Genomic DNA, 26,130 nt, shown 5'->3' with positions numbered 1-26,130 from the left:
GGTACCGCCGAGTGATGTCTTCACTCTATGGGGAGGCACTGACAACGCGGCTCGACGCTCAGCCGTAGAGCGACCGGGCTCCCGGGCTCCCGCCCTCGAAGCGCAGGCCCGCGGCGATCTCCTCGCCGATCACCGACCAGACGGTCTCGTCGTCCTGGAACGGGAGCGGGTCGACGCCGCTCGTCTCCCGGCGAACACGCTCGACCTCGCCGCCCAGGCGCTCGAAGCCGGCTTCCTCGTCGCCGCTGTCGCCACTGAAGGTGAACTCCTCCAGCAGGCGCTGGAACCGGACGGTGACGTGGATGAGGGAGGAGACGTCCCCGTGCAGTTCCCGCACTGTTGCCTCGTCGGCGTCGAAGGCGTGCACCTTGCCGGAGCGGGGATCGAGAGCGAGGTGGGCGTTGAGCAGCCACCCGATGACGGGCCACTCACCCACGCCCTCGGAGGCGTCGTCGCAGGCACCGTCGAAGTCCTCGATGTGGACGACGTCCCGGACGCGGGGCAGTCGGCCGGAGTCCTCGTCGGGCTCACGCACCCAGAGCGTTCCGGTGGGTACGCCGACGGTCCGCAGGAGGCGGGCGCCCTCGGTGTCCGCGGCGGAGGGCGGGAAGGCGGTGGCGGGAAGGGTCGCGAACCGGGCCTCGCCGAAGAGGCCGGCGAGTTCGCCGCGGTCGATGTCGAAAAGCACTGCCGGAACTCCGAACTCAGAACTCAGAACGCGGCCGGCGCACCGGCCACCGGCGGGTCGGCCACCGTGGGGGTCCTCGAAAGGCAACCGCCGCACTGGTCACGAGGTGATGGGCGGCCAGTGCGGCGACTCATGCTCACGCCAGGGCGGGCGCTGCTCAGACGTAGACGACGCAGACGTTGGGGACGTAGCCCACGGTGCCCCTGTAGTTGATCTTGCGCCAGCCGTTGTACTTGTCGATCCCGCACACGTTCTTGTACGTGCCGCCGAGCTTGCCCGAGATGTCACAGCCCTTGGCGCCCTTGGGCCAGGTGCCGAGGATGGTGGACGAGGTGGTGGCCGACTTGCGGATGTTGAGCGTGCTGAGCGACTTCAGGCTCTTGCACGCGGCGGCGGTGGCCACCTTGCCGCTCCGCGGGGTGGACGCGGCGGAGGCCGCCGGTACGGAACCGGCCAGCGACAGGGCCGCGACGACCGCGGGAACGATGAGACGCTTCTTCAAGGTTGCTCCTTGCTCCACTTCGGATGCACGTGTGCTCGCGCCCGGAGGCGCGACATGATCTTACGTGTACCTGCCACTCGCGCCGCACGGCCAACAGGGGCACCCGTCTGCCCTGTTGGCCGTCGCGAGGCGCCGCCGACCGGTCACACCAGCGCCGGCCGCGGTTCCGCCGGACCGGTCGGTGCGGCCTTCGGCCCCCACAGCCTGGTGGTGCGGACGTAGCAGTGGATGACGGAGGCCGTCGCCAGGAGGATCAGCGGGCCGAACGCCCACGGGTGACCGGCCATCTCCATCGGCAGGTAGCGGTACGACAGCAGGAGCGCAGCGAAGACCGTCGAGCCGTAGGCGACCAGCACGGTCGCCGAGCGGTCCCAGCCGCGGTCGAGCGCGCGCAGACCCGCCTCGATGGTGAGGGCGAAGACCACGCCGGCGAGGAGGTCCACGCCGTAGTGGTAGCCGAAGCCGAGCGTCGCGGCGAGCGTGGCGGTCAGCCAGAACGTCCCCGCGTACCGGAAGAGCCGCGGCCCCTTGCGCGAGTGGATGAAGATCACGGTGGCCCATGCCGTGTGGAGGCTGGGCATGCAGTTGCGCGGGGTGATCCCGTCGTACGGCACCGGGTGCGGCACGGTGACCGGCGGCAGCGTGTGCGGCCACAGATCGGCCACCGCCCACTCCACGCCGCCCGTCCCGGAGGTGCCGGGGCCGTAGGCGAAGACCGGCCCGACCACGGGGAAGATCATGTAGAACGCGGGGCCGAGCAGGCCGACGACCAGGAAGGTGCGCACCAGGTGGTGGCTCGGGAAGCGGCGTTCGGCGGCCACGCCGCGCAGTTGGTAGAGCGCGACGACGATCGCGGCCACCGCGAGTTGTGCGTAGACCAGGTCGAGGACGGTGCTGACCGGGCCGCTCGCCTCCAGTAGGCGGCCCGCCCACCACGACGGGTTGCCGAGCGCGTGGTCGGCCATGGCCACGTAGGGGTCGAGCACGGTCGGGCGGGTCTTCGCCGTGATGAGCAGCCAGACGTCACCCGTCTTGCGGCCCGCCACGAGGAGCAGGCCGAGGCCGACGCCCTTCAGGAGCAGGACGCGTTCCGCGCCGGTGCGGCGCGTGACCGCGATGACCGCGACGCCCAGCATCACCCACAGGGCGCCGTTGCCGAAGAACTGGTCCTCGGGTGTCTCGACGTCGAGCGCCCACCGCGCCAGTACGAAGACGACGTCGATGCCGATCGCGGCACCGGCCGCGATGAACCGCTGCCGCCAGGTGAGCACCACCATCATCAGCGCCATGCCGCCGTACAGCGGGCCCGGCTTGGGAGGGAAGATCACCTCCCGCGCCTGGAGGGTGATCGGTCCCGGCTGGCCGGTGCAACGCCGCGAGACGATCTCCAGCGCGACGAGGAACCCGAGGCCCACGACACTCGCCGTCGTCCAGAGGACCACCCGCGGCCGGCGCCACTCTACGGACGTGATCCTGCGGCTTATTCGGGAAAGCGCCCGCGATTCTGTGGATATCAATGGTTTGACCGATTTGTTGGTTGTTGTTTCCGCAAAGGCTAGCCGTTGTGTCGGGTGGGTCGGCTTTCGGGTCGAGAAAGGGCGACGAGGGTGCTCGCCGCCAGCCCGATCATGCCATCGGGGCCGTGCCCGGCGGCCCCCGGGACCGCCGGGCACGCGCCACGGGGCGTCACGGCCGGTAGGGCGGCGCGGCCCCCCAGTTCCAGCGGGGCACCGGCTGGTCGCCGGGCCGGGCCGCGTCGGGGCCCGAGAAGTGGACCGCGAGCCGGGAGCCCCACTCGACGTAGGCGAGGAACCCGGACCGGAACTCGGCGTCCGTCGGCAACCCCGCGTCGTCCGCCGCGTCCTGCACCAGGTTGACCCAGCGGCGCCGCTGCGGCTCGGTGATGCCCTTGCCGAGATGCCTGCCCACCATGTGGGCATGGCCGCCCTGCTCCTGCGAGTAGACCGCGGGGCCGCCGAAGACCTCACCGAGCCACTGGGCGACGTGCCGGGCGTGCTCGGCGGGCAGGTCCGCGAAGAGCGGGGCGAGGAGATCGTCCGCGAGGACCTTCTCGTAGAAGGCCTCCGTCAGGCGCTCGAAGTTCTCCGCGCCGCCCGCCCACGCGTACAGACTGGGGGCCGAGGCGCCCGTGCCGCGCACCGCGGTCGGCGTGTAGTGGCGCATCTCCTCGATGTTCCCGACGTAGGGGCGGATCTCCGCGAAGAAGTCGCGGAAGTGCTCCGACGTGCGGAACCCTTCCAGGTGCTCCTTCGTCGACGTCCAGGTGACGCGCAGGACGAAGTGCTCGAAGTCCTCCTCGCAGCGCGTGAGTTCATAGTCGACGCACTGCGGTGCCGCGGCCAGGGGCACGGCGGCCCGGGTGTACGCGGAGAGGAACTCCGCCGAGCGCTCGGACGGTATGCGGTAACGGATGTACTCGACGGAGTGAGCTGTCATGTGACATCGGCTTCCTCTGTGACGGATGGTGCCGGCACGCGTGCTCCCGCTCCCGCAGCACCTGCCGGACCGGGCCGAGCTTTCTCCTACTTTGTCGGACCCGGCCGGCGGTGTGGAGCCGGTTCGCCCTGCGCGTAGGGGCCCCGGTCCATATTCGTCGCCGCCGAAGTGATCACGTCCGCGAGCCGTGGGTACAAGGTCTGCGGGTACGAGATCTGCGCAGACGAGAACCGCGAGTGCACAAGGCTGGTGGGAAGGGAAGGCCCCGCATGAGAATCACCTCCAGGCCGTCCGGTCTCCTGGAGCGCGGGGCCTTCGGCCCCGCCGGCAAGCGCGACGGCGGGGTCGCCGTCCTCAGTTCCATACGGGCCGCGGACGCCGCCCATGACGCGGCGCACGCGATGCACGCCCGGTTCCGGCACGGCGTCTACTCCGTGGCCTGCACGACGTGCCACGCTCCCGCCGGATCGCTGTGCTTCGCCCGGCGCACGGTGCACACCGCGCGCAGGGAGCTGTACCGGCAGGGCCGGCGCGCCACCGGCCCGGCCCCCGCGCTCACCGCCTGAACCCCACCCCCACCTCCACCTTCACCTCTCCCCGCGGATCAGAGGCCTGTGTTGCCGACGATGCCCGTCGCATAACCTGGCGGCACAGAGGGAGATCCCGACGGAGGAGGGCCATGGTGCTCGGCAGGGGCACGCGGTTGTTCGCGGTCGTCATGACCGCGGTCTGCGCCATGCTCGTCGGCCCCAGCGCGCCGAGCGGTTCCCTCTTCATCAGGACGCTGCCGGTCGACGCCGCCGACGCCGTCGTACCGAACCGGGTCATGACGTGGAACATCTGCAACCCCTGCGACGACAGCAACGCGGACAGGGCGGCGGAGATCGCCACGTACGCGCCGCAGGTCATCGGCCTCCAGGAGGCATGCGTACGCGACGTGGAGCGGATTCGTGACTACCTGGAAGGCTTCTACGGACTGGTCTACCACGTCGAGTACGGGACGGTCCTGCGGAACTGGGGCCGCTGCGGGGGAGCCCCGTGGAGCCCCGGAGCCTTCGGCCAGGCGATCCTCTCCGCGGCCCCGATGACGGACCGCGTCGCCGTGGAGTACCCCGACGGCGGCTCCGAGGACCGTGGCTACCTGGCGGTCACCACGGAGGTCGGCGGCAAGCAGGTCCGGGTCTTCAACACGCACCTGGCCCAGCGGGCCCAGGAAGCGGTCCGGGCGGCCCAGACCGGCGTACTCGCCGCGCAGGTCGAGCGGCACAGCCGCGCGGTGGTTCTCGGCGACTTCAACGCCGTGCCGGACGCGCCCGAACTCGCCCCGATGTGGAAGCTCGCCACGGACACGGACCCCGAGTGCCGTCCGCCCGCCGCCACCTGCGAGCCGACCACCGACTGGCAGAGCAAGTTCGACTACGTCTTCCTGCGGGGCATCACCCCGCTCGAACACCGCGTGCGGCCCTCCTCGTACTCGGACCACCACATGGTCCACACCGACCTCGACGTGACCTGACGGCTGACCGGACGTGACCGCCCGTCCGCCGGTGAGGGGACCGCGTGGGAACTGATTCCCACGGACCTGTCACATCGTTCCGCCGGGCTCCGTCATCGCAGTGACAGTAACGCTGAAGCGATGAGGAGTTGTTGAGCATGAGCACGCGTACGATCACGGCAGAGGTCCCGATGGTTCCGCGGATGACGGAGGACCCGGCGCGGCTCGTGCCGGAACTGGCGGACGTGTCGGCGGCGTTGTTCAAGGTGGTGGGCAACGGTTCGGTGCCGCGGCCCACGATCAGCCTGGTGCAGCTTCGCGCGGGGCAGATCGTCGGCAGCACGTACCTGACCGTTCTGCACACCGGATTCCTGCGCAAGGCCGGGCAGTCGGAGGAGCGGATCACCTCGGTGGCTTCCTGGCAGACCTCGCCCTACTTCACCGGTGCGGAGCGCGCCGCGCTGGCCCTGGTGGAGGCGGTGCTGCAGGCGCCTTCGCACGGTGAGCGGGTGTCCGACGAGCTGTACGCCCAGGCGGCCGAGCACTACGACGCCAAGGCGCTCACCACGTTGATGTTCGCGATCGGCCAGGTCAACTTCTTCATCGCCGTCGCCCTCATCGCCAAGCCCGTACCGGGCCGTTCGTTCACCGACCCCTGGAACTAGGATCTGTCGCAGGCCCTGCGGCCAGTCGGCCACGCCGTAGCCGGTGACGGACAGGAACGCGGCATGGGGCGCCCCGTGGAAGCCCAGACTCTCCGCGCCGTAGGCCGCGCGAGCCGGGTGGTCGCCGGGGAGAACGCGCTGCCCACCGCGGTCTGACCGGCCCTACCGGGTTGCGCGGCAGGCCCTGGCCGCCGTCGGGGCAGGGGCGCCGTCACCGACGGCGCCCCCGTCACGCGGTGACCGACGCGATGAACGCGGAGAGGTTCGCCACGGTCCGCTCGTTCTGCTCCTCCAAGGTGAGCGACTCGTGGAACCGCCCGCCTATCCCCGCGTCCTTCTTGCCCCGCACGTACAGGGAGCAGGCGAGGTCGCTGCACATGTAGGCGCCCACGGAGTTGCCCTGCTGCCCGGCCTTGCCCGCTTTCGGGGCGACCATCAGCGACACGCCGCCCGTGTGACTGGTCATGCACAGAGTGCACATGCTGCGCCGCGTGTGGGACACCCCCGAGCCGGGGCAGCGCATCGCCAGGGCTACGGGGCGGCCCTCCAGCTCTGTGGCGAGGTAGGCCCGGCCGGGGGACTGGGGGTCCCGCCAGCCCAGGAAGTCCAGGTCGTCCCAGGGCCGCTCGGCCAGGTCGCGGGGGACGGACAGGCGCTTCGCCTCGCCCTTGGTGCAGTTCACGAACGCGGTACGGATCTCTTGCTCGGTCAACGGTCTCATGAGCGGTAGGCTAAGTTTCCTAAAACCGTTAGGCAAACGATTAAAGCTTGTCGTGGGATGGGGCGAAGGTTATGGCTAGAGCAGGGCTGACTCCGGAGCGCCTGACCCGGGCGGGGGCGGAACTGGCCGACGAGGTCGGTTTCGACCAGGTCACCGTCTCGGCGCTCGCCCGGCGGTTCGACGTCAAGGTCGCGAGCCTGTACTCGCACCTGAGGAACTCCCAGGACCTCAGGACGAGGATCGCCCTGTTCGCGCTGGAGGAGCTGGCGGACCGGGTCGCCGAGGCCGTGGCCGGGCGCGCAGGGAAGGACGCGCTGACCGCCTTCGCCGACGCCTACCGCGACTACGCGCGGGAGCACCCCGGCCGCTATGACGCGGCCCGCCTCAGGCTCGACCCCGAGACGGCCGCCGCCGGCGCCGGGGTGCGGCACTCCCAGATGACGCGGGCGATCCTGCGCGGCTACGACCTGACGGAGCCGGACCAGACACACGCGGTCCGGATGCTGGGCGCCATGTTCCACGGCTACGTCAGCCTGGAGATGGCCGGGAGCTTCAGCCACACCGCCGTCGACTCGCAGGAGTCGTGGATGTGGGTCCTCGACTCCCTCGACGCTCTGCTGCACAACCCCCGCCGGGTCACGCCGTGAGGAGCGGGCCACCAGGGCCTCCGGCCGACGGCCCGCCCGCCCCCCCCCGGCCGACGAGCTGACACAGGGCATGACCAGGCAAGCAAGGCAGGACCAGGCCGGCAAGGCAGGACCAGGCCGGCAGGGCAGGGCAAGACATGACCGGGCAAGCAAGGCAAGGCGCTACCAGGCAGGACAAGGCAAGGCGAGGCACTGAGCGATGAGCACTGATCACGGCTGGGGCACCACCCCTGTCACCACCCCCGTCACCCCCGACCTCCTGCGAGGCTTCCTAGATCTGGAACCGACCGCGCACGGCCTGCTCCCGCACCGCCTTCCCGCCCGGGCCCGGCGCCAGATCCCCGACGACCAGCTCGCCGTGGCCGAGGCGCAGCCCTCCGGCGTACGCCTGGCATTCCGCACCCGCGCCACGACCGTCGAGCTGGACACCCTGCCCACCAAGCGGACCTACCGCGGCTTCCCGCCCCCGGCGGACGGCGTCTACGACCTGCTGGTCGACGGCCGCCTCACCGCGCAGGCCACGGTGACCGGCGGCAATCTCCGTACGGTCACCGACATGGTCACCCAGTCCGCCGAGCTGAGGGAGGGGCCTCCCGGCACCGCCCGGTTCGCCGGTCTGCCCGCGGGTGACAAGGACATCGAGATCTGGCTCCCGCACACGGAGATCACCGAGCTGATCACCCTGCGCACCGATGCGCCGATCGAGCCGGCGCCGGACAGGGGGCGCAGGGTGTGGCTGCACCACGGCAGCTCCATCAGCCATGGTTCGAACGCCGCCCACCCCACCGCCGTCTGGCCCGCCCTGGCGGCGGCCCGGGGCGACGTGGAGCTGGTCAACCTCGGGTTCGGCGGCAGCGCGCTGCTCGACCCGTTCACCGCCCGTGCCATGCGGGACACCCCGGCGGACCTGATCAGCGTCAAGATCGGCATCAATGTCGTGAACGCCGACGTCATGCGGTTGCGCGCCTTCGGCCCCGCCGTCCACGGCTTCCTCGACACCATCCGCGAAGGCCACCCGACGGCACCCCTGCTGGTCGTGTCCCCCGTCCTGTGCCCGGTCCAGGAGGACACCCCCGGCCCCCTCATGCCCGACTTCGACGGCGGGACCCTGCGGTTCAAGGCCACGGGTGACCCGGCCGAACGGGCCGCCGGGCGTCTGACCCTGAACGTCATCCGCGACGAACTCGCCCGGATCGTCGGACAGCGGTCGGCCGACGACCCCCACCTGCACTACCTCGACGGCCGGGAACTCTACGGCGAGAGCGACTACGCCGAGTTCCCGCTGCCGGACGCGATCCACCCCGACCCCGCGGGGCACCGCCGTATCGGGGAGAACTTCGCACGGCTCGCGTTCGGCGAGGGCGGCCCCTTCGCCACCGCGTCACCCGGGCGGGCTGACGCGTAAGCAACACCGCCCGCACTCGCTCCGGTTACGGGCTGAGCCCCGGACGCATGGCGTGCCGGGGCTCAGAGGGCATGCGGCGGGGGGTGGGGTACGGGGATCAGTACGGGCCGTTCACGTTGTCGATGGAGCCGTACCGGTCGGCCGCGTAGTTGCAGGCGGCGGTGATGTTGGCGACCGGGTCGTAGCTGTCCAGCGAGGTGCCGGGCACGTGGTAGGCGGCGAAGGTGGGCGCGATGACCTGCAGCAGACCCTTGGAGGGGGTGCCGGCGACGGCGTTGGAGTCCCAGTTGTTAATGGCCATCGGGTTGCCGGAGGACTCACGCATCACGTTGCGGTGGATGCCCTCGTAGGTGCCGGGGATGCCGTGCTGGGCCATGATGTCGAGCGACTCCTTGATCCAGCCGTCGAGATCGTTGGTGTAGGTCTTCTCCGCCGGGGCGGCGGCGGGCTCGGCGGCCGCGCTGTCGCGCTCGGAACGGTCCGCCCGCTCGGCGGCCGGCCTGGGTTCGGCCGCGTCCTTCTCGCCGAGGGTGAGCTTCAGGCCGGGGTGGATGAGGCCCGGGTCGCCACCGAGGACGTCGCGGTTGTTCTCGTACAGGCTCTCCCAGCCGCCGCTCACGGAGTGCTCCTGAGCGATCGTGGCGAGCGAGTCACCCGCGGCGACGACATAGGTCGCCGGGGCCGCGGCGGGCTCGGTGACCGCACCGGCCGGCGCCGCGTTGGCGGCGGTCGCACCGAGCACGGGGAGTACGAGAACGGCCCCGCCCGTCCCCGCGAGGGCGATGCCCCGGTGGAGCGCGCTGAACTTGGGGCGGCGGTGCTTTCCCTTTGCGGGCATGACGAAATTCCTCTCCGTCGCCTGCGAGGTGAGCTGTCGGGTTCGGACGGGAGATGTCCGGCCGCACTGTGCGCGCGACTTCACCCCGAGCCGTTCCGTAATCCGGACCGGCGGCTTACCTGGGTCCCCCGCTCCTGCCATGCGTAAGTGAGTGAGTGGGTGGGAGGGTTTCCGGACAGCGGCAGGATTCGGCGTTCCATCCGGATTGACGGTGACGTTAGGCGAGAAAGGCCCGAAGGAACAAGTCCCGAATTCACCCGGAGAAAGCGCGGGATCGGTTTCTGATGATCAGAAAGCGGGCCCTTCCTTGATCGATAGACCCAACTTTCTTTGCCTGGAACGGGAAATCCGCTCGGGCGTTTTGAGCCGCACGATGGGCGGCGTGACTCATTTCACTCAGGAGTACGCGGCGGGGTGGGGGCTATCTGCATAAATTGGTCATACCGGGCGGATCGGGGGCGTGCGTTCGCCCGGGAGTGCCTTCTGTGAGTGGCTGACCAGTCGGGCCGACGGCGCGGTTCGGCCGCTGGCGGCCGGCTTCGGACTTCCGGCTTCCGGCTTCCGGCTTCTGGCGTTCGTGGGACGAGCCATGGGTTTCCGGGCTCGAAATGCTCGGCGCCCGGGGCGAGTTGAGGACGTCGCGCGTCACCACGCCGAATTGCTGTCGAATTCCGACAGGATGTCAGCCGGGTTCTGTTGACTGCCTAATGCGGTGAGTAAAAGGTGGAAAGCGGATTACCCGTGGCGCCGAACTGCCGGCTCCAGCCGCACCTACTGCCCCCGCTGTCCCGCTTTCCACCGCTCCCCGGTGATCTCGTACCGCACGCCTCCGAACTCGGAACCCTCGACCGCCTCCATGTCAGGAGGAGTGGGGATGGCGGCAGCGAACTCCATGTCCAGCTTCTCCATGACGTTGCGCGAGCCGTGGTTCACGGACATCGTCGCGGCCCGGACCACGCGCACGCCGAGTCGCGTGAACGCCTTGTCCAGCAAGGCCCGCGAGCCCTCGGTGGCGTAGCCCCTGCCCCACGCCGCCTGCCGCAGCCGGTAGCCCAGTTCGACCTCGTCGAGCGGGCCGTCCGGCTCGGGACGCAGATGGAACCAGCCGATGAAAGCGCCGCCGTCCCTCTCGTGCGCGGCGAAGAGCCCGAGGTCGCCGTCCCACTTCTCGTAGCCGGCCAGGATGTTCGGCAGATGGCGCTCGCGGACGGTCTCCGGCGCGGTCGGTTCGCCGCCGCTCAGGTAGCGCATCACCGCCGGGTCACTGTCCAGTTCGATCAGCAGCTCCGCGTCATCGACGGTGAAGTGCCGCAGGGCCAAGCGCTCGGTCGTCAGATAGGTGTCCACGAGTCGATCTTGCACGCAGTGGAGCGGGCGGCCCAACGGTTTTTCCCGCGCCTCCGCCCGAACCGCCTCCGCCCGAACCGGCTCCGCCCGAACCGGCTCCGCCCGAACCGGCTCCGCCCGAACCGCCTCCGCCCGAACTGTCTCCGCCCGAACTGCCTTTGTCCGCGCCGCGTTCGCCCGACCGCGAACTGCTCGGAACTCGGCGCGCATCCGGCACGACTACTGCAGTGCCAGGCACTCACGCAGAACCACCACCAGTCCGCGCCCACCCGCTCCACCGCTTTCATCGCCCTCATCGCCCCGAAAGGTACGTGAAACAACGGTGCGTCCAAGACCCACTGCTGCCGTGCTCGCCGCAGCCCTCACCTTCCTCGTCGGCGGCCTGTCCGGTTGTGCCTCCCCGTCGTCGACGTCCTCCGCGTCCGCCTCCGACCGGCCGGGCAAGGCAGGCGACGACTCCACGGGAGACGGGACCTCGGCGGCCTGCCCCGCCACGGCCGATGTCGCCGAAGTCCCGAAGCGGGTGGTCACCCTGGACGCGGGAGCCGCCGCGTTCCTGATCGCGCTCGGCCTCGGGGACCGGATCGTCGGGACGGCGGGGCCCGAGTTCAAGGACGACTTCTCCGGCGCGATGCGGAAGGAACTCGACGCCCTGCCCGTGCTGAGCGGCAAGGTGGCCAACAAGGAGTCGGTGATCGCGGCGAAGCCCGATCTGGTGACCGGCATCTCCCGGTACGAGCTCGGCTCCTTCGACGGAACCCCCACCCAGAAGCAGCTCAAGGAGAACGGCATCGCGGCGATGGTCGCCTGTGACACGGCCAAGGGCCGGTCCACGAACATCGACGCCACCTACCGCTACATCACCCACCTCGCCGAGGTCTTCCACGTACAGGACAAGGGCAAGGCACTCATCGCCGACATGAAGCGCGAGGTCGCGGACCTGACGGCGTCCGCGGGGAAGAGGGCGGACGCGGTCCCGGTACTGAGTCTGTCGGCGGCGCCGGCCGGTGGTGCGGGCATCAACACCAGCGGAGGGTCGAGTCACGCGAACGGCGTGATCACGCTGGCCGGGGGACGGAACGTCGCAGCCTCCACCCCCGGTGACTTCGCCACGCTGTCGGCCGAGGAGGCGAGCCGGAGCAACCCGAAGGTCATCCTGGCCGTGACCGGGTTCTCCCGGCAGTCCGGCCGTCGACTCGTCGACGCGATCAAAGCCAGCCCGCTGCTCGCGGACACGGACGCGGTCAAGAACGACCGCGTGGTCGCCATCCCGCAGAGCATCCTCCTGTCGCCCAGCGTGCTCGGCGCCCGAGCGGTGCGCACCGTGGCCGAAGCCGTGGAGGACGCCTCATGACCAGGCAGTCGCGAGAAGTGGGCGTACGAGGATCGGGTGTACGCGGACCGGGCGTACACGGACCGGACGTACGCAAGTCAGGCGTGCCCGGAGCAGGGGTATGCGCGTCCGACGCGCCGCCGCTTCCGCCGGAACACCACGCCGCGGCCCCCGCCGACATCCCCGCCGAACTCCCCGGCGGAACCCCTCGCGCACTCCCCGGCGCCGACCCGCTCCCACCACCCCCCGTCCGGCCGGAGAACCGGCGCCGTGCCTCGGGGCTGCTCGGGAACGTGCCCACCGCCGTGGTGGTCGCCGCGCTGCTGGCGGTCATCGCGGTGGCCGCGGTGCTCGCGGTCGGCGTCGGCGCCGTCGTCATCCCACCGGGCCAGGTCCTCTCGGCGGTCGGACGAGGGATCGACGGTGCCGCCACCACCGGGGACGACTTCATCATCTGGCGGCTGCGCGTGCCGCGGGTCCTCGAAGCCCTGCTGGTGGGCGCGGGGCTCGCGGTGGCGGGCGTGCTCGTACAAGTACTGGTGGGCAATCCGATCGCGGACCCGTTCACCCTGGGGCTGTCCTCGGGAGCGTCGCTCGGCGCCGTCACCGTCATCACCACGCTCGGCATCGGTACCGCCGCGGGGCTGACGCTGCCCCTCGGTGCCTTCACCGGCGCCGCCGCGGCCGGCGCGGTGGTGTTCCTGTGCGCGACCTCCCTGGCGGGTCTCTCCGCCTCCCGGCTGGTGATGGTGGGCATCGCGGTCGGTCACCTGCTCTCCGGCGTCACGTCCTTCCTCATCCTGCGCACCGGCGACGCCGAGGCCACCCAGCAGGTCATGTACTGGCTGCTCGGCAGCCTGTCCGGTGCGAACTGGGAACTCCTGCGCATCGCCACCGTGCCCGTCGCCGCCACGCTCGCGATGCTGCCGTTCCTCGTACGCCGCCTCGACCTGCTCGCGCTCGGCGACACCACGGCGGCGGCGCTCGGCATCCACCCCGGCCGCACCCGCATCGGGATCTTCGTGGTGGCCGCCGTGCTCACGGGCACCGTGGTCGCGATCTCCGGCACCATCGGCTTCGTCGGGCTAGTCGTCCCCAACTTCGCCCGGATGCTGGTGGGCGGGCTGCACAGCAGAATCCTGCCCGTCGCGCTGCTCCTGGGCGCGCTGTTGATGCTGCTCGCCGACACCGGGGCCCGCATGCTGCTCGCTCCCACCGAGCTTCCGGTGGGCATCCTGACGGCCGCGATCGGCGTACCGGCGTTCGTCCTCGTCGTACGCCGTGCGGGGAGGACCCGATGACCGGCACCAGCGCCGTGACCGCCTTGACCGTCCGCGGACTCACCGCCCAGCTGGGCCGGACCCCCGTGCTGCACGGGATCGACGCCGACATCCCCGCCGGCGGGCTCACCGCGCTCGTGGGTCCCAACGGCAGCGGGAAGTCCACTCTGCTCGGCTCCCTCACCGGCGCCGCCGCCCGGCGCACCGGCCAGGTGCTCATCGGGGACGACGACGTCCTGCGCATGCGGCCGCGCGAGCGCGCACGCCGTATCGGCGTGCTCCCCCAGGAGGCGGGCATCGCGCCGGAACTCACCGCCGCCGAACTGGTGGAACTGGGCCTCACCGCGACCAGGCGGCGACGGTGGGCACAGGACGCCGGCCAGGAGACCCGGGGCACCGTCGACCGCGCGCTGCACCGTGCCGGGGCCCTGCCGCTCGCCGAACGCATGGTGCACACCCTGTCGGGCGGTGAACGCCAACGGGTGCTGCTGGCCCGCGCGTTGGTCGCCGACCCCGAGATCCTCGTACTCGACGAGCCGACGAACCACCTGGACCTCGCCCACCAGTTCGACGTCCTCGACCTCGCGGTCAGCGGCGACCACACCGTCATCGCCGCCCTGCACTCCCTTGACCTCGCCTTGCAGTACGCCCGGCACGTCATCGTGCTGCGCGACGGCAGGGTGGCCGCCGAGGGGCGGCCGGACCTGGTGCTTTCCGAACAGTTGGTGAGGGAGGTGTTCCGGGTCGACGGACGGGTCGTGGCGGGTCGGCCCGACGCCCGCGACCATTTCCTCGTCTCACCACTGCTTCCTCGTCGCACCACTGCGCTGCCGGTCCCACCACCCCGCTGACGGTGACGGTGCCACCACCGCGCCGACGGTGACGGTGCCACCACCGCGCGGACGGAGATCCGACCCGTTACGGCGTCGGCTCGGCGTCGTTGCTCCGGATGACATGAACAGCGCACTTCTCGTGATGGACGTCCAGCGTGCCATCGTGGACATCGCCGATGACGGCTCCGGATACCTGCCGCGCCTGCGCAGGGCGATCGACGGGGCCAGGACGGCCGGCATCCCCGTGATCTACGTGGTCATCGCGCTGCGGCCGGGCTTCCCCGAAGTCGGCACGCGCAACAAGCCGCTCGCCGCGATCGCACGGGCCGGTCTCTACGTCGAGGGCGCCCCCGGCACCGACATCCACCCCGAGGTCGCGCCCCTGCCGGGCGAGGTGGTGGTCACCAAGCGGCGGGCGAGCGCGTTCTCCGGCAGCGATCTCGACGTGGTGCTGCGGGCCCGCGGTGTCGAAAGCCTCGTACTCACCGGGATCGCCACCAGCGCCGTGGTGCTCTCCACCCTGTGCGGGGCGAACGACCTGGACTTCGGGCTGACCGTCCTCTCCGACGCCTGCCTCGACCCCGATCCGGAGGTGCACCGGGTCCTCGTCCAGCGGCTGTTCCCGCAGTGGGCGGACGTCGTCACCGTGGACGACTGGGTGACGGCCCTGACGAACGCCCGGCAGCACCGGCCGGCCACCGCGACACGAGCGACGAGCTGACCGGACGGACGGCGGAAACGACAAAGGCAAGGAGATCGCCCGCTCTCCTTGCCGTACTCAACTTATAGCGCACAGGGGGGCTTGCGGCAAGGCCCCCGTGGTGGCGCAGAATCCTCCGCCGAGGCCGCAACCTGCGGAGATGAGGGCACGATGGAGCACGGACGCGTCGGGAGCGTGGCAGTGAGCGAGCAGTACGTGGTGGGTCTGCGGGAGACCGACGACACGCAGGTGGCGGTGGTCGGCGGCAAGGGCGCGCACCTGGGTGAGCTGTCGCGCGTCGAGGGCGTCCGGGTGCCGGACGGCTTCTGTGTGACCACGGAGGCGTTCCGGCGGGTCATGGCGGACGCGCCGTCCGTCGACGAGCGCCTGGAGCGGTTGTCGCGGCTGCACCCGGACGACCGGGAGGCGATCCGCGCCGTCAGCGAGGACATCCGCCGGATCATCGAGGAGACCGCGGTCCCGGACGACATCGCGGCGGCGATCGCGGGTGCGCTCGCGCGGGCCGGTGAGGAGGGCGCCTACGCCGTCCGGTCCAGCGCGACGGCGGAGGACCTGCCGACGGCCTCCTTCGCGGGCCAGCAGGACACGTATCTGAACGTCATCGGACAGGCGGCGGTCCTGCGGCACGTCAGCCGGTGCTGGGCGTCCCTCTTCACCGAGCGGGCGGTGACCTACCGGCGGCGCAACGGCATCGACCACCGCACCGTCAGCATGGCCGTGGTCGTGCAGCGGATGGTCGTCCCGCACGCCGCGGGCATCCTGTTCACGGCCGACCCCGTTACGGGCGACCGGAGGACCGCCACCGTCGACGCCGGGTTCGGCCTCGGCGAGGCCCTGGTCTCCGGCCTGGTGAACCCGGACGTCTTCACGGTGCGGGACGGCGACATCGTCTCCAGGAAGATCGCCGCCAAACAGCGTGCCCTGTACGCCCTGCCCGCGGGCGGTACACGGGAGGTGGCCGTCGACGCGGGGCGGCAGGAGCAGCCGGCGCTGACGGACGCTCAGGTCGTGGAGCTGGTGCGGCTGGGGCGCGGGATCGAGGCGCACTTCGGCGCCCCGCAGGACATCGAATGGTGCCTGGCCGAGGACGGCACCGGATTCCGGATCGTGCAGAGCCGGCCGATCACGACGCTGTTCCCCGTCCCCGAGGCGGACGACGACGAGAACCACGTCTACGTCTCCGTCGGCCACCAGCAGATGATGACCGACCCCATGAAGCCCCTGGGGCTCTCCATGTGGCAGCTGACGGCGATGGTGCCGATGCACGCGGCGGGCGGCAGGCTGTTCGTCGACATCACCCCGCGCCTGGCCGTGCCCGCGAACCGCGCGGGCCTCCTGGACGTCATGGAGAAGGGTGATCCGCTGATCAGGGACGCCCTGGAGGCCGTCCTCGACCGCGGCGACTTCGTCCCGACGCTCCCGGAGCCGGACCCGGGCCCCGGCGAGGAACCGGCCGCCGACGCACCCGCGGCCACCGCGCCCGCCGGCGCCCCGCCCGCCCCGATCGCGAACGACCCCGCCATCGTCACCGGACTCGTCGAGCGCAGCCGGGCGTCGCTCGCCGCCCTGCGGCGCGACATCGCCACGAAGACCGGACCCGCGCTGTTCGACTACCTCATCGAGGCCTTCGACGAGCACAAGCGAGTCCTCCGCGATCCGCTGAACATGCAGGCGATCATGGCGGGGATGGAGGCCACGTGGTGGCTCAACGACAACCTCCACCAGTGGCTGGGGGAGAAGAACGCGGCCGACACGCTCACCCTCTCCGCCCCCGGCAACATCACCTCGGAGATGGGCCTCGCGCTGCTCGACGTCGCCGACGCGATCCGCCCGCACCCGGAGGTGGTCGCCTTCCTGCAGAACGTCCGGGACGAGGACTACCTGGACGAACTGGCGAAGCTCCCGGGCGGCGCCGAGGCGCGTGACGCCATCGAGTCCTACCTCGACCAGTACGGCATGCGCTGCGTCGGCGAGATCGACATCACCAGGCCGCGCTGGAGCGAACGCCCCGCCGCGCTCGTGCCCGTGATCCTCGACAACATCAGGAACTTCGGTCCCGGCGCCGCGGCACGCCGCTTCGAGGAGGGGCGGCAGCGGGCCCGCGAGAAGGAGCAGGAGGTCCTGGCGCGCCTGCGGGACCTGCCGGACGGCGAGCGCAAGGCCGCGGAGACCCAGTGGATGATCGAGCGGGTCCGCACCTTCATCGGATACCGGGAGTACCCGAAGTACAACATCGTCTGCCGCACCTTCGTCTACAAGCAGGCGCTGCTGGCCGAGGCCGAACGCCTCGTACGGGCCGGTGTGCTCGCCGAGAAGGAGGACATCTACTACCTCACCTTCCCCGAACTCCACGAGACCGTACGCTCGCAGCGGGTGGACCGGCGGCTCGTCCGGGAACGCGAGGAAGCCTTCCGCTCGTACGGGGCGCTGACCCCGCCCCGGGTGCTCACCTCCGACGGAGAGGCCCTCACGGGGTCGTACCGGCGCGAGGGCGTGCCGGACGGTGCCCTGGTCGGACTCGCCGTCTCCGCCGGGACGGTCGAGGGGCGGGCCCGCGTCATCCACGACATGGCGGAGGCCGATCTGGAGGCGGGCGACATCCTCGTCACGGCCTTCACCGACCCCAGCTGGTCACCCCTGTTCGTGGCGGTCAAGGGACTGGTGACGGAGGTGGGCGGCCTGATGACCCACGGCGCGGTGATCGCCAGGGAGTACGGTCTGCCCGCCGTGGTGGGCGTGGACCGGGCCACCCGCCGCATCCGGGACGGACAGCGCATCCGGGTGCACGGATCGGACGGGTACGTCGAGATCCTGTCGTGACGCGGGTCCTGCCGCGGGAGGGGGCGGCACGTTCAGCGCGAGGGGCCGGCGGGCCGGGCCGGGGACGCCAGCCGGGCCGCCATGTGCTGCTCCTCGGCCGTCCGCCGCTGGTCGCGGTAGAGGTCGCGCGCGTTCGTCCACGCCTTGCGGGCGCCGTGCGGGTCGTCACGCTCGGCGCGGACGTCCCCGAGCCTCGCCCACGTGTCGGCCTCGCGGTTGGCGTTGCCGATGGCCTGGAAGTGCCTGAGAGCCTGTTCGTAGGCGTGCAGGGCGCGTTCGGTCCTGCCGGTGCGCCACATGATGTGGGCCAGGGTGTCCCAGGTGGCGGCCTGACCCTCCCCGTCCCGGTGGTGCTTGAGCAGCGGCAGCGCCTTCAGGCAGTGCTCCTCGCCGCTCGCGTAGCGCCCCAGTCGGGCCAGCGCCCACCCCGTGCCGTTGAGGGTGTTGGCCTCGCCGACCTGGTCGCCGAGGCGCCGGTAGCCGTCGAGCGCTTCCGCGAAGTGGGGGAGTGAACTCTCGTGTGCGTCCCTGCGGACGTGCACCTCGGCGAGCGCGTGGTGGGTGCGGGTGAGTCCGGCGGGATCGTCCTGGGAGGCGAAGCGCGACAGGGCCTCCTCCAGATGCGGCAGCGCGTCCTCGTACCGCCCGGCCTGGGCCAGCGCGACCGCGAGACGCAGGCGGGTGTGGGCCGCCAGGCGCGGGTCGTCGAGGGCCGCCGCCGCGTCGAGTGCCGCGAACCAGGCCTCGATGCTCTCCGTGAACAGCCCGCGCCGCCAGCGGAACGTGTGCAGGGACCACGTCAGCCGGCACACCTCGGCGTGCCACTGGCGGCGCCGTGCGTACGCGGTGATCTCCCGCAGGCACGGGTACTCCGCCTCGAACCAGGCCAGGGCGCTCTCGGCGTCGTCGAAGCCCAGGGGTTCGGCCTCCGGCCGGTGCGCGGGGAGCGGGTCGTCGGCGGCGCGGTGGGGGTCCAGGGCCTGGTGGGCCGCGTGGGCGTTGCTGACGTAGAAGTCGGCCAGGCGGCGCACCGGCCGGTCGCGTGACTCGGCGGGCAGCGCCGCCGCCTGCTCCTCCGCGTACAGCCTGACCAGGTCGTGCATGTGGTGGCGCCCGGGGCGGTGCCGGCGCACCAGGCAGGCCTCTTCGAGGACGCGCAGGACCCGGCGTGCCTGGACCGGTGGGAGGTCGAGGAGGCGGGCGAGCGCCAGGAGGTCGAGGTCCAGGTGCGGTGCAAGACCCAGCAGGCGGAAGGCCCGCGCGGCCTCCGGTTCCAGGGCCTGGTGGGAGGAGGCGAACAGTATGCGCAGGTTGGTGGAGACCTCGCCCGCGTCCAGGGCGTCGAGGCGCGTGTGGGGGTCCCGCAGCTCCCGGGCGAGCTGGTGCAGCGCCGTGGCGGGAAGACCGACCGCGTGCGCGGCCGCGATGTCGAGGGCGAGCGGCAGCCCCGCGCACGAGCGGACGATGTCGCGCAGCGCGGGTTCGCCCTCGGTACGAGCGCTGCCGACGCGCCGCGCGAAGAGCCGGGCCGACTCCGCGTCGGGCAGCACCGCCAGGTCCACCGAACCGGCGCCCCACCGCACCTTCAGGGCGCTCAGCCGGTTCCTGCTGGTGACCAGGGTCAGGCAGCCGGGCGTCGCGGGCAGCAGCGGCAGGACCTGGTCGCTGTCCCTGGCGTTGTCGAGCAGGACGAGCATCCGGCGCTCGGCCATGAGGGTGCGGTAGAGGGCGGCGCGCCCCTCGGTGTCCGGTGGGATCTCCCGGTCGACGGCGCCGAGCGCCACGAGGAACGCGTGCAGCACGTCACCGGGGGAGGTGGGTGGTGTGCGCGGGCTGAAGCCGTGCAGTTGGGCGTAGAGCTGGCCGTCGGGGAACGCGTCGAGGTGCGCGTGGGCCCACTGGAGGGCGAGCCACGTCTTGCCCACCCCGCCCATGCCGCCGATGACGGAGACGGCCGGCGCGTCGTGGCCGGTGCCCGCGTCGGTGTGCCGGTCGAGCAGGGCCAGCGTGTCGTCGCGTCCGATGAAACCCGTGGGACGCGCGGGCAGTTGGCGCGGGACGCGGGCGGGCGGCCGGGTGGCCGCGGGTGGTGCCGGGGCGGGTGGTGCGGCGGGGGAGTGCAGCAGGTCCTCGGACGAGACCAGCATCCGCTGGTGCAGTTCCTGGAGCCGGGGCCCGGGGTCGACGCCCAGCGCCTCGGCGAGCCGCCCGCGCAGTTCCTCGTAGGCGGTGAGGGCGGCGGCGTGCCGGCCGCCGCGGTACAGGGCCAGGATGTGCTGGTGGGCCACGCGCTCGTCCAGGGGGTGCTCGGCGGCGAGTGCCGTCAGCGCGGGCACGAGATCGGCGTGGCGGCCCTCGTCGAGCAGCAGCTCATGGTGTTCGAGCCGTACCCGCAGGTGCTCGGCCTCCAGGGAGACCCGGTAGGCGTCCAGCCAGTCGGAGGTGAGCCCGGCGAACGGCCGGCCCCGCCACAGGGCGAGCGCCTCCTCGTACGACCGCTTCGCCTCATCGGCGCCCGCGCCACGCGCCCGCTCGGCCAGCGAACGGAACCGTGCCAGGTCCACGAGTCCTTCGTCGGCCCGGAGCGTGTACCCGGCGGAGGAGCGCACGATGTCCCACTCCTCCGGGTGCGGCAAGGCCGCCCGCAGGGCCCGCAGCCGGGAGATGTAGCTGTAGAGCGTGGCGGAGGCGCGAGGTGGGGGCGCCGTGCCCCAGACCCGGTCGATCAGGGTGTCGAGGGACACGGGCCGGTTGACGTCGACCATCAGCAGCGCGAGGACGCAGCGCTGGCGCGGGGGTCCGGGGACGGTGTCCGATCCGCCGGAGCGGACGACCACATCGCCCAGGAGCGCGAACCGGATGCTCATGCGGCTCCTTCTCGTGTCCTTGCAAGAAAATAGCAAGGTGGCTGCAGGACACCTACGGCAGTCTCGTCCCAAGGGCGTACCGACGGAGGGTGCGTGGGCGCGGGTGACCGCTGACCCACCGCACGCTCCGTGCCTCCCCGTCGGCGCGCCGGCTCTTCACCCACGGGGGTGGTGGAGAGCCGGCGTGCCGGCCCCGCCGACGCGGCGCGTCACGCACCGGCCGAACCGATCGCGATCCCGGCCCCGCCGCCGGATGCGGGTCCGGTCCCGGCCGGGAAGGGGCAGCCGAGCGGAAGGACGCGCTCACTCAGGCAGCCCGTGAGGCGGGTGTCGGTCAGGGAGACGTCCGCGAACCACTCGGCGGCCGTCAACTGCTCGACCAGGGCGCCGAGGTCACTCGCGTCGACGGCGCACAGCGCGGCCACGGCATCCGGGTCCAGGCCCCCGCCGAGAGCGCCGAGCCGGCCGTCGGCGCTGCTGTGGGCGGCACAGACGAGCGCGAGCAGCCGCGCGGCCGCGGGCAGCCTCTTCTTGCGCAGCTTGCGTTCGCCCACGGTCTTCTGCGCCCACCCGGACAGCTTGGCCCGCGTCGTCCTGCCCAGGCCGAGCACTCCGCTGACGCCGTCGGGCGCGAGAAGCGAGTCCACGCGGACATGGGTGGGGTTGTCGGAGCCGGAGGCCAGCAGATCGGCCACGGTCCCCGGCAGCCGCAGCCAGCCCGCGTCGACGAGGCTCCGGAGGACCTGTTCCGCATCGGTCAGGGGCCAGCCCTTGAGATCGAGGCCGGTGACGTTGCCGCTGCCGCCGCACGCGGAACGCAGGGTCAGCATCAGCACCACCAGACGCGCCTCCGGCCCCGGCACCGGCGCGTGGTCACGGACGTGGGCCAGGACGGCACGCGCGTGCTCCCACTGGTTGGGCCCGGTCAGCAGCCGCGTGACGCCCTCGGCGCCCTCACCGGTACGCTGCGCGTGCTGGGCGAGGGCGGTGGCCGCGGCCTGTTCGGCACGCCGCGCCTCGGCACGCAGGCTCGCGTCACCCGTCACCTCGGCCCACGTGGTGAAGGCGAGCGCCTTGCGTTCGTGCAGCCCGGCCAGCCGGGCCAGGTCGGGTTCGGCGGTGCTCTGGTAGGCCCGGAAGGCGTCGCCGAGTTCGATGAGCTCATCGCGCAGGACGGTTGGCTGGAGATCGTGCGGCACATGGCGTTGCGCGATCTTCCCCGACCGCTTCGCCCTGCGGGGCTTGGCCACGGCCGCGCGCGGCGCGGGCAACCGGTCGGCGCCGGCCGGAGCACCGCCGGCGGAGACGGCGTCCGGCGAGGGTGCGGAGAAGAGCGGGACCCCGGCTCCGACTCCCGGGACACCGGCGGACACGGGGGCGTCGTCGACGGCGGCGGCCGGGGCCGCCTCGGGGGCGGTGGCCACCACGCGGGCGGCGGGGTGGGCCGCCGCGCAGCGCGCGCAGCACTCCCACGCCCGCCACCAGCGCCCCATGGGGTCGGTGAGCACGGCGAGCACGACCGCGCCGCCGCACCGCCAGGCCGGTCCCGCGGAGCCGCGGCCCGCGCTCTCGGCGTGGCCCTGGCACCCATCGGCACGGCAGGCACACGCCGCCTCGCCGCGGGGCCCGCCGGCGGCCCGCAGGTGCGCCCTCAGATGCGCGGCGGCGAAGGCCCGCCCCTGGGCGGCCGAGCCCAGGCGCTGCGGGGTGCAGGCCGCCCGGCTGCAGTCCACCTTCACCGCCGTCAGACCGCGCCCCGCGGCATCCAGACGGACCGTCCACACCCGCGCCGCCACCTGCTCGCCCGCCGCATGTGCCTCTGCCATGAACTGCCCCTTCCCGCTTCACCGAGGGCCCGGCTCCGCTGGCCCTCATCATCTGCCACCGGCGGCCACGGATCGCGCAATGGACGCGGGCCACGCCGCGTCCCGGGGCGCGAATGGCTGGTCAGCGCATGCCTGAGGGACACAACGGGCGGTCGGTTTCCTGGTGTGGCAGCCGATACGGGAGTTGCCGCCCCGGCGCGGGCCCGCCGCGACGGGTCAACTGCCCGGCCCCGCCGGCCCGCCGTCCGCTTGCGGTGACTCCACCGCCCTTCCCGGCACGAGGACGGCGAGGGTGCTGCGCGCTTCACGGCGCAGAGTGCGCCGCCGGGCGAAGGTCGCGGTGAGGGCGAGGACCGAGACCGTGCTTCCGTAGAACACGGCGGCGATCGTGGAGAGGAGCCCGACCGTCATCGGGCACGCACCTTTCTTCCCCCGTCCGGCTCGCCCGGCTCATGGCGCGGGACGAGCGTTGATGCGTTTCCCTCTCACCATACGCGCGGTGTCAACCGCCGCGTGCCGTCAACACCCGGCCCCCGGCCTCTCGTTGGCGGCCCCCGGCGCGGCGGCCGCCAGGTCGGCGACGCTGCCCGACATGATCGTCCGCACGTGCCGGGTGATGTGCTCGGCGGGCCAGTCCCACCAGGCCAGCGCCAGCAGCCGGCCGACGTCGTCGGGCTCATACCGGGTGCGGATGAGGCGGGCCGGGTTGCCGCCGACGATGCCGTAGTCGGGTACGTCGCCGGTGACCACCGAGCCGGCGCCGATGATCGCGCCGTGGCCGATCCGTACGCCGGGCATGACGGTCGCCCCGTGGCCGAACCAGACGTCGTTGCCGACGACGGTGTCCCCTCGGTCGGGCAGCCCGGTGAGCAGGTCGACGTGTGCGGACCACGAACCGCCCATGGTGGGGAAGGGGAAGGTCGAGGGGCCGTCCATGCGGTGGTTGGCGCCGTTCATGAGGAAGCGGACGCCTGTGCCCAGCGCACAGAACTTGCCGATGACCAGTTTCTCCGGTCCGTAGTGGTACAGCACGTTGCGTGTCTCGAACGCGGTCGCGTCGTCCGGGTCGTCGTAGTACGAGAACTCCCCGACCTCGATGAGCGGCGAGGTGACCAGCGGCTTGAGCAGTACCACGCGTGGCTGTTCGGGCATGGGGTGGAGCACGGTCGGGTCGGCGGGGACAGAGGGCATGACGGATCGCTGCCTTTCCGGCTGTGGTTGTCGTGAGGTCAGGAAAGGGCCAGGTGGGTGCCTTGCCAGCGGCGGCGCAGCCGGCGGTCGTGGCTGACGACGACGAGGGCGCCGTGGTACCCGGCGAGCGCCGCCTCCAGCTCCTCGACGAGGGCGGGGGAGAGGTGGTTGGTGGGTTCGTCGAGCAGCAGGACGTCGGTCGGCTCGCTGAGCAGCCGCGCCAGGGCGAGCCGCTGCAGCTGCCCCGTGGACAGCCTGCCGACCGGCACCGTGAACTGTTCGCGGTCGAACAGGCCGAGCGTGAGCAGCCGTTCGGCGTGCTCGTCGGCGTCTCCCGCCCGGCCGCGGCCGAAGGCGGCCAGTACGGTCTCGTGCGGTTCCCCCGGGCGCGGCTCCTGGGGCAGGTGGCCGATCCTGCCGTGGCGGACGACGCTGCCGCGGTCGGGGGCGATCCGCGCGGCCAGCACGCCGAGCAGGGTGCTCTTGCCCGCTCCGTTCGGCCCCGTGATCAGCAGGCGTTCGCCCGCCTTGACGGTGAGGCTCGTCCGGTCGAGCCGGTCGGTGACCGCGACGTCCGTGGCGTCGAGCACGACGCCCCGGAGGCGGCCCGACCGCAGCACGGGGGCGAAGCGCAGCGGTTCGGGCGGCGGCGGAACCGGGTCGGCGAGCAGGCGGCGCAGCCGTTCCTCGGCGTTGCGCACCCGGCTCGCCAGCGACTGCTGAACCCGTCCGCCCGCGCGGTCGTACGCCATCTTGTTGCCGTCCTTCATCGCCCGGCCGGGGGCCACTTGGCGCGCGGTGGTCGCGGCGGCCTCGCGGAGCCGGTCGACGTCGGTCCGCCACTGGTCGTACGCCTGGGCCCAGCGCCGCCTGGCGGCGGCCTTCTCCGCGAGACAGCCGGCGTAGCCGTTGCCGTACCGGACGACGTGGTGCCGGTCGGCGTCGACCTCCAGCAAGGTGGTGGCGACCCGTTCGAGGAAGACGCGGTCGTGGGAGACCGTCACCGTGGTGCCCCGCCGGGTGCGCAGGTGTTCCTCCAGCCAGTTCAGGGCGGCGTCGTCGAGGTGGTTGGTCGGTTCGTCGAGCAGCAGCACCTCCGGTGCGGCCGCCAGGACGGACGCCAGCCGGAGCCGGACCTGTTCGCCGCCGGACAGCGTGCCGGCGGTGCGGTCGCGGTCCACCAGTCCCAGGCCGAGGCCGTGCAGGGCGCGTTCCACCCGGGCGTCGGCGTCGTAGCCGCCGCGCAGTTCGAAGACCGTGAGCAGTTCGCCGTACTCGGCCATGCCGGATTCGTCGCCCTCGGCCATGGCGGCCTCCAGGCGGCGCATGCGGTGTTCGACGGCGCGGAGATCGCCCAGCGCCCGGTCGATGATCTGCTGGACGGTCGCCTTCGCGGGCAGCCGCTCGTCCTGGGCGAGGTGGCCGACGCCGCCGGCGGCCTGGACGACGATCTCACCCTGGTCGGGCCGTTCGCGACCGGCGAGCAGGCGCAGCAGGGTCGTCTTGCCCGAGCCGTTCTCACCGATGATCCCGGTGCGTTCGCCCGCGGCGAGCGAGCACGTCACGGAGTCAAGGACGAGCCTGCCGTCGAAGGACTTGCTGACGTCGAGTGCGGTGATCTGAGTGGGCATGCGGAGACTCCGAGGCATTCGGGGACGGGGCGGCGGACAGGGGCCGCGGGGCCGGGCGAACGCTTCGAAGGATCATGGACCACTCCACTAGTGCGACAACTGATGCATTAAGATGGTGCCATACCGCCGTCCCCTGAGCAACGGATCACCGAGATGACATCCGAAGCCTCCGGACCGGGAGCGGAAGACACCCGGCCGGCACCGTCCCTCAAGCAGACCTCCGCACCGCCCCGCGAGCCGACGCGACGCCGGCCAGGGGGCCGCACGGCCCGCATCCGTACGCAGGTGCTCGACGCGGTCCTCGCGGAGCTGGGCGAACACGGTTACGACGGGCTCTCCGTGGAAGGCGTCGCCGCCCGCGCGGACGTGCATCGCACCACGGTGTACCGGCGCTGGGGAGACGTCGGCGGCCTCCTCGCCGACGTGCTCGACGCGGCGAGTGCCGACGACTGGCAGCCGCCGGATACCGGCTCGCTGGAGAGCGACCTGACGCTGCTGAACCAGGAGATCCAGGACGCCCTGCTGGCGGAGCCGCCGATCGTCGCGGCTCTGATCGCCGCCTCGTTCCGCTCCGAGAAGGCAGCCGAAGCGCAGCGCAGGCTCTGGGAGGACCGGTACGCGCGCTGCGAGATCACCGTCGGCCGGGCCGTCATGCGCGGCGAACTCCCGCCGCGCACCGACGCCCGCCGCCTGCTCATCGCCGCCACCGCGCCGATGTACCACCAGCTCCTGCTCCTGCACACGCCGGCCGACCCGCGCCTGCCGGGCCGCGCGGCCAGGACCGCCGCGCTCGCGGCGGTCGCCGGTGCCTTCACGGAGCCACCGTCGGCGGGGGGCGACGGCTGACCGGGCCCGCCGCCCCC

Annotated in this window: 23 protein-coding genes and 1 riboswitch; of the genes, 11 read left to right on the top strand and 12 right to left on the bottom strand. The window is 72.1% G+C overall.

Annotated features, from left to right (window positions below; genetic code table 11):
• Window positions 1–58 precede the first annotated feature (58 nt).
• From AB0I16_RS11755 to AB0I16_RS11740, 4 genes are all read right to left on the bottom strand, one after another.
• Complete coding sequence (locus AB0I16_RS11755; RefSeq protein WP_363249151.1) at window positions 59–688, bottom strand: SUKH-4 family immunity protein; 630 nt, start codon at window positions 686–688, stop codon at window positions 59–61.
• A gap of 157 nt (window positions 689–845) precedes the next feature.
• Window positions 846–1,190 carry a hypothetical protein gene (locus AB0I16_RS11750; protein ID WP_363249150.1) on the bottom strand — a complete coding sequence of 115 codons (345 nt, stop codon included), beginning with the start codon at window positions 1,188–1,190 and terminating at the stop codon, window positions 846–848.
• A gap of 143 nt (window positions 1,191–1,333) precedes the next feature.
• Window positions 1,334–2,632 (bottom strand): phosphatase PAP2 family protein, encoded by a 1,299-nt coding sequence (locus AB0I16_RS11745; protein ID WP_363249149.1) that lies wholly within the window; start codon window positions 2,630–2,632, stop codon window positions 1,334–1,336.
• Window positions 2,633–2,876: 244 nt separating this feature from the next.
• Window positions 2,877–3,647, bottom strand: coding sequence for an antibiotic biosynthesis monooxygenase (locus AB0I16_RS11740; protein ID WP_363249147.1), 771 nt, complete (start codon window positions 3,645–3,647; stop codon window positions 2,877–2,879).
• A 269-nt stretch (window positions 3,648–3,916) separates the two neighbouring features.
• On the opposite strand from AB0I16_RS11740, the gene AB0I16_RS11735 reads away from it, so the two are divergent.
• The 3 genes from AB0I16_RS11735 to AB0I16_RS11725 all read left to right on the top strand — a co-directional run bounded on the left by AB0I16_RS11735 (window position 3,917) and on the right by AB0I16_RS11725 (window position 5,807).
• On the top strand, window positions 3,917–4,213 hold the full coding sequence (locus tag AB0I16_RS11735) for a hypothetical protein (protein WP_363249146.1): 297 nt from the start codon (window positions 3,917–3,919) through the stop codon (window positions 4,211–4,213).
• A gap of 113 nt (window positions 4,214–4,326) precedes the next feature.
• The gene (locus tag AB0I16_RS11730; RefSeq protein WP_363249145.1) at window positions 4,327–5,163 is read left to right on the top strand and encodes an endonuclease/exonuclease/phosphatase family protein; all 837 of its coding nucleotides are present in this window, start codon (window positions 4,327–4,329) and stop codon (window positions 5,161–5,163) included.
• A 137-nt stretch (window positions 5,164–5,300) separates the two neighbouring features.
• A complete protein-coding gene (locus AB0I16_RS11725) occupies window positions 5,301–5,807 on the top strand; it encodes a carboxymuconolactone decarboxylase family protein (RefSeq protein ID WP_363249144.1) in 507 nt (168 codons plus the stop codon).
• A 229-nt stretch (window positions 5,808–6,036) separates the two neighbouring features.
• Here AB0I16_RS11725 and AB0I16_RS11720 read toward each other — a convergent pair whose 3' ends face one another.
• Window positions 6,037–6,528, bottom strand: a complete 492-nt coding sequence (locus tag AB0I16_RS11720) for an FBP domain-containing protein (RefSeq protein ID WP_363249143.1) — start codon at window positions 6,526–6,528, stop codon at window positions 6,037–6,039.
• A 71-nt stretch (window positions 6,529–6,599) separates the two neighbouring features.
• Between AB0I16_RS11720 and AB0I16_RS11715 the strand changes: the two genes are divergently transcribed.
• Complete coding sequence (locus AB0I16_RS11715) at window positions 6,600–7,175, top strand: TetR/AcrR family transcriptional regulator (RefSeq protein WP_363249142.1); 576 nt, start codon at window positions 6,600–6,602, stop codon at window positions 7,173–7,175.
• A 199-nt stretch (window positions 7,176–7,374) separates the two neighbouring features.
• Window positions 7,375–8,580, top strand: a complete 1,206-nt coding sequence (locus AB0I16_RS11710) for a GDSL-type esterase/lipase family protein (RefSeq protein WP_363249141.1) — start codon at window positions 7,375–7,377, stop codon at window positions 8,578–8,580.
• A 97-nt stretch (window positions 8,581–8,677) separates the two neighbouring features.
• Here the strand turns inward: AB0I16_RS11710 and AB0I16_RS11705 are convergent, their stop codons facing one another.
• Window positions 8,678–9,418 carry a LysM peptidoglycan-binding domain-containing protein gene (locus AB0I16_RS11705; protein WP_363249139.1) on the bottom strand — a complete coding sequence of 247 codons (741 nt, stop codon included), beginning with the start codon at window positions 9,416–9,418 and terminating at the stop codon, window positions 8,678–8,680.
• A 5-nt stretch (window positions 9,419–9,423) separates the two neighbouring features.
• Window positions 9,424–9,578: riboswitch (cyclic di-AMP (ydaO/yuaA leader) on the bottom strand.
• Between the two features lie 611 nt (window positions 9,579–10,189).
• Window positions 10,190–10,765: a GNAT family N-acetyltransferase gene (locus tag AB0I16_RS11700; RefSeq protein WP_363249138.1), complete on the bottom strand. Its 576-nt coding sequence runs from the start codon at window positions 10,763–10,765 to the stop codon at window positions 10,190–10,192.
• 346 nt (window positions 10,766–11,111) lie between these two features.
• Between AB0I16_RS11700 and AB0I16_RS11695 the strand changes: the two genes are divergently transcribed.
• From AB0I16_RS11695 to rph, 5 genes are all read left to right on the top strand, one after another.
• On the top strand, window positions 11,112–12,119 hold the full coding sequence (locus AB0I16_RS11695; RefSeq protein WP_363249137.1) for an ABC transporter substrate-binding protein: 1,008 nt from the start codon (window positions 11,112–11,114) through the stop codon (window positions 12,117–12,119).
• An 83-nt stretch (window positions 12,120–12,202) separates the two neighbouring features.
• On the top strand, window positions 12,203–13,399 hold the full coding sequence (locus AB0I16_RS11690; protein ID WP_363249136.1) for an iron ABC transporter permease: 1,197 nt from the start codon (window positions 12,203–12,205) through the stop codon (window positions 13,397–13,399).
• Window positions 13,396–14,229 carry an ABC transporter ATP-binding protein gene (locus tag AB0I16_RS11685; RefSeq protein ID WP_363249135.1) on the top strand — a complete coding sequence of 278 codons (834 nt, stop codon included), beginning with the start codon at window positions 13,396–13,398 and terminating at the stop codon, window positions 14,227–14,229. The genes AB0I16_RS11690 and AB0I16_RS11685 overlap by 4 nt, the downstream gene beginning before the upstream one ends.
• A 103-nt stretch (window positions 14,230–14,332) precedes the next feature.
• Window positions 14,333–14,932, top strand: a complete 600-nt coding sequence (locus AB0I16_RS11680; protein WP_363249134.1) for an isochorismatase family cysteine hydrolase — start codon at window positions 14,333–14,335, stop codon at window positions 14,930–14,932.
• Window positions 14,933–15,112: 180 nt separating this feature from the next.
• Window positions 15,113–17,752: a rifamycin-inactivating phosphotransferase gene (gene rph / locus AB0I16_RS11675; protein WP_363249133.1), complete on the top strand. Its 2,640-nt coding sequence runs from the start codon at window positions 15,113–15,115 to the stop codon at window positions 17,750–17,752.
• Window positions 17,753–17,784: 32 nt separating this feature from the next.
• On the opposite strand, the gene AB0I16_RS11670 is transcribed toward rph, so the two are convergent.
• From AB0I16_RS11670 to abc-f, 5 genes are all read right to left on the bottom strand, one after another.
• Window positions 17,785–20,619: a BTAD domain-containing putative transcriptional regulator gene (locus AB0I16_RS11670; RefSeq protein WP_363249132.1), complete on the bottom strand. Its 2,835-nt coding sequence runs from the start codon at window positions 20,617–20,619 to the stop codon at window positions 17,785–17,787.
• A gap of 209 nt (window positions 20,620–20,828) precedes the next feature.
• Window positions 20,829–22,445, bottom strand: a complete 1,617-nt coding sequence (locus AB0I16_RS11665) for a hypothetical protein (protein WP_363249131.1) — start codon at window positions 22,443–22,445, stop codon at window positions 20,829–20,831.
• A gap of 216 nt (window positions 22,446–22,661) precedes the next feature.
• Window positions 22,662–22,856, bottom strand: coding sequence for a hypothetical protein (locus tag AB0I16_RS11660; protein ID WP_363249130.1), 195 nt, complete (start codon window positions 22,854–22,856; stop codon window positions 22,662–22,664).
• 108 nt (window positions 22,857–22,964) lie between these two features.
• Window positions 22,965–23,636, bottom strand: a complete 672-nt coding sequence (locus tag AB0I16_RS11655; RefSeq protein ID WP_363249129.1) for a CatB-related O-acetyltransferase — start codon at window positions 23,634–23,636, stop codon at window positions 22,965–22,967.
• Window positions 23,637–23,674: 38 nt separating this feature from the next.
• Window positions 23,675–25,267, bottom strand: a complete 1,593-nt coding sequence (abc-f, locus tag AB0I16_RS11650; protein WP_363249128.1) for a ribosomal protection-like ABC-F family protein — start codon at window positions 25,265–25,267, stop codon at window positions 23,675–23,677.
• 153 nt (window positions 25,268–25,420) lie between these two features.
• On the opposite strand from abc-f, the gene AB0I16_RS11645 reads away from it, so the two are divergent.
• Window positions 25,421–26,113 carry a TetR/AcrR family transcriptional regulator gene (locus AB0I16_RS11645; protein WP_363249127.1) on the top strand — a complete coding sequence of 231 codons (693 nt, stop codon included), beginning with the start codon at window positions 25,421–25,423 and terminating at the stop codon, window positions 26,111–26,113.
• The last annotated feature ends 17 nt before the right edge of the window (window positions 26,114–26,130 follow it).

This window comes from Streptomyces sp. NPDC050703 (assembly GCF_040654435.1).
In the GTDB taxonomy this organism is placed as follows: domain Bacteria; phylum Actinomycetota; class Actinomycetes; order Streptomycetales; family Streptomycetaceae; genus Streptomyces.
The sequence above is the reverse complement of the archived record's forward strand: the minus strand, read 5'-3'. Positions and strand labels throughout refer to the sequence as shown.

Bases quoted from the DNA above. Each gene is read 5' to 3' on its own strand.
- AB0I16_RS11740 (WP_363249147.1), bottom strand. From the start codon at position 3,647: ATGACAGCTCACTCCGTCGAGTACATCCGTTACCGCATACCGTCCGAG.
- AB0I16_RS11735 (WP_363249146.1), top strand. From the start codon at position 3,917: ATGAGAATCACCTCCAGGCCGTCCGGTCTCCTGGAGCGCGGGGCCTTC.
- AB0I16_RS11730 (WP_363249145.1), top strand. From the start codon at position 4,327: ATGGTGCTCGGCAGGGGCACGCGGTTGTTCGCGGTCGTCATGACCGCG.
- AB0I16_RS11725 (WP_363249144.1), top strand. From the start codon at position 5,301: ATGAGCACGCGTACGATCACGGCAGAGGTCCCGATGGTTCCGCGGATG.
- AB0I16_RS11720 (WP_363249143.1), bottom strand. From the start codon at position 6,528: ATGAGACCGTTGACCGAGCAAGAGATCCGTACCGCGTTCGTGAACTGC.
- AB0I16_RS11715 (WP_363249142.1), top strand. From the start codon at position 6,600: ATGGCTAGAGCAGGGCTGACTCCGGAGCGCCTGACCCGGGCGGGGGCG.
- AB0I16_RS11710 (WP_363249141.1), top strand. From the start codon at position 7,375: ATGAGCACTGATCACGGCTGGGGCACCACCCCTGTCACCACCCCCGTC.
- AB0I16_RS11705 (WP_363249139.1), bottom strand. From the start codon at position 9,418: ATGCCCGCAAAGGGAAAGCACCGCCGCCCCAAGTTCAGCGCGCTCCAC.
- AB0I16_RS11685 (WP_363249135.1), top strand. From the start codon at position 13,396: ATGACCGGCACCAGCGCCGTGACCGCCTTGACCGTCCGCGGACTCACC.
- AB0I16_RS11680 (WP_363249134.1), top strand. From the start codon at position 14,333: ATGAACAGCGCACTTCTCGTGATGGACGTCCAGCGTGCCATCGTGGAC.
- AB0I16_RS11670 (WP_363249132.1), bottom strand. From the start codon at position 20,619: ATGAGCATCCGGTTCGCGCTCCTGGGCGATGTGGTCGTCCGCTCCGGC.
- AB0I16_RS11665 (WP_363249131.1), bottom strand. From the start codon at position 22,445: ATGGCAGAGGCACATGCGGCGGGCGAGCAGGTGGCGGCGCGGGTGTGG.
- AB0I16_RS11660 (WP_363249130.1), bottom strand. From the start codon at position 22,856: ATGACGGTCGGGCTCCTCTCCACGATCGCCGCCGTGTTCTACGGAAGC.
- AB0I16_RS11655 (WP_363249129.1), bottom strand. From the start codon at position 23,636: ATGCCCTCTGTCCCCGCCGACCCGACCGTGCTCCACCCCATGCCCGAA.
- abc-f (WP_363249128.1), bottom strand. From the start codon at position 25,267: ATGCCCACTCAGATCACCGCACTCGACGTCAGCAAGTCCTTCGACGGC.
- AB0I16_RS11645 (WP_363249127.1), top strand. From the start codon at position 25,421: ATGACATCCGAAGCCTCCGGACCGGGAGCGGAAGACACCCGGCCGGCA.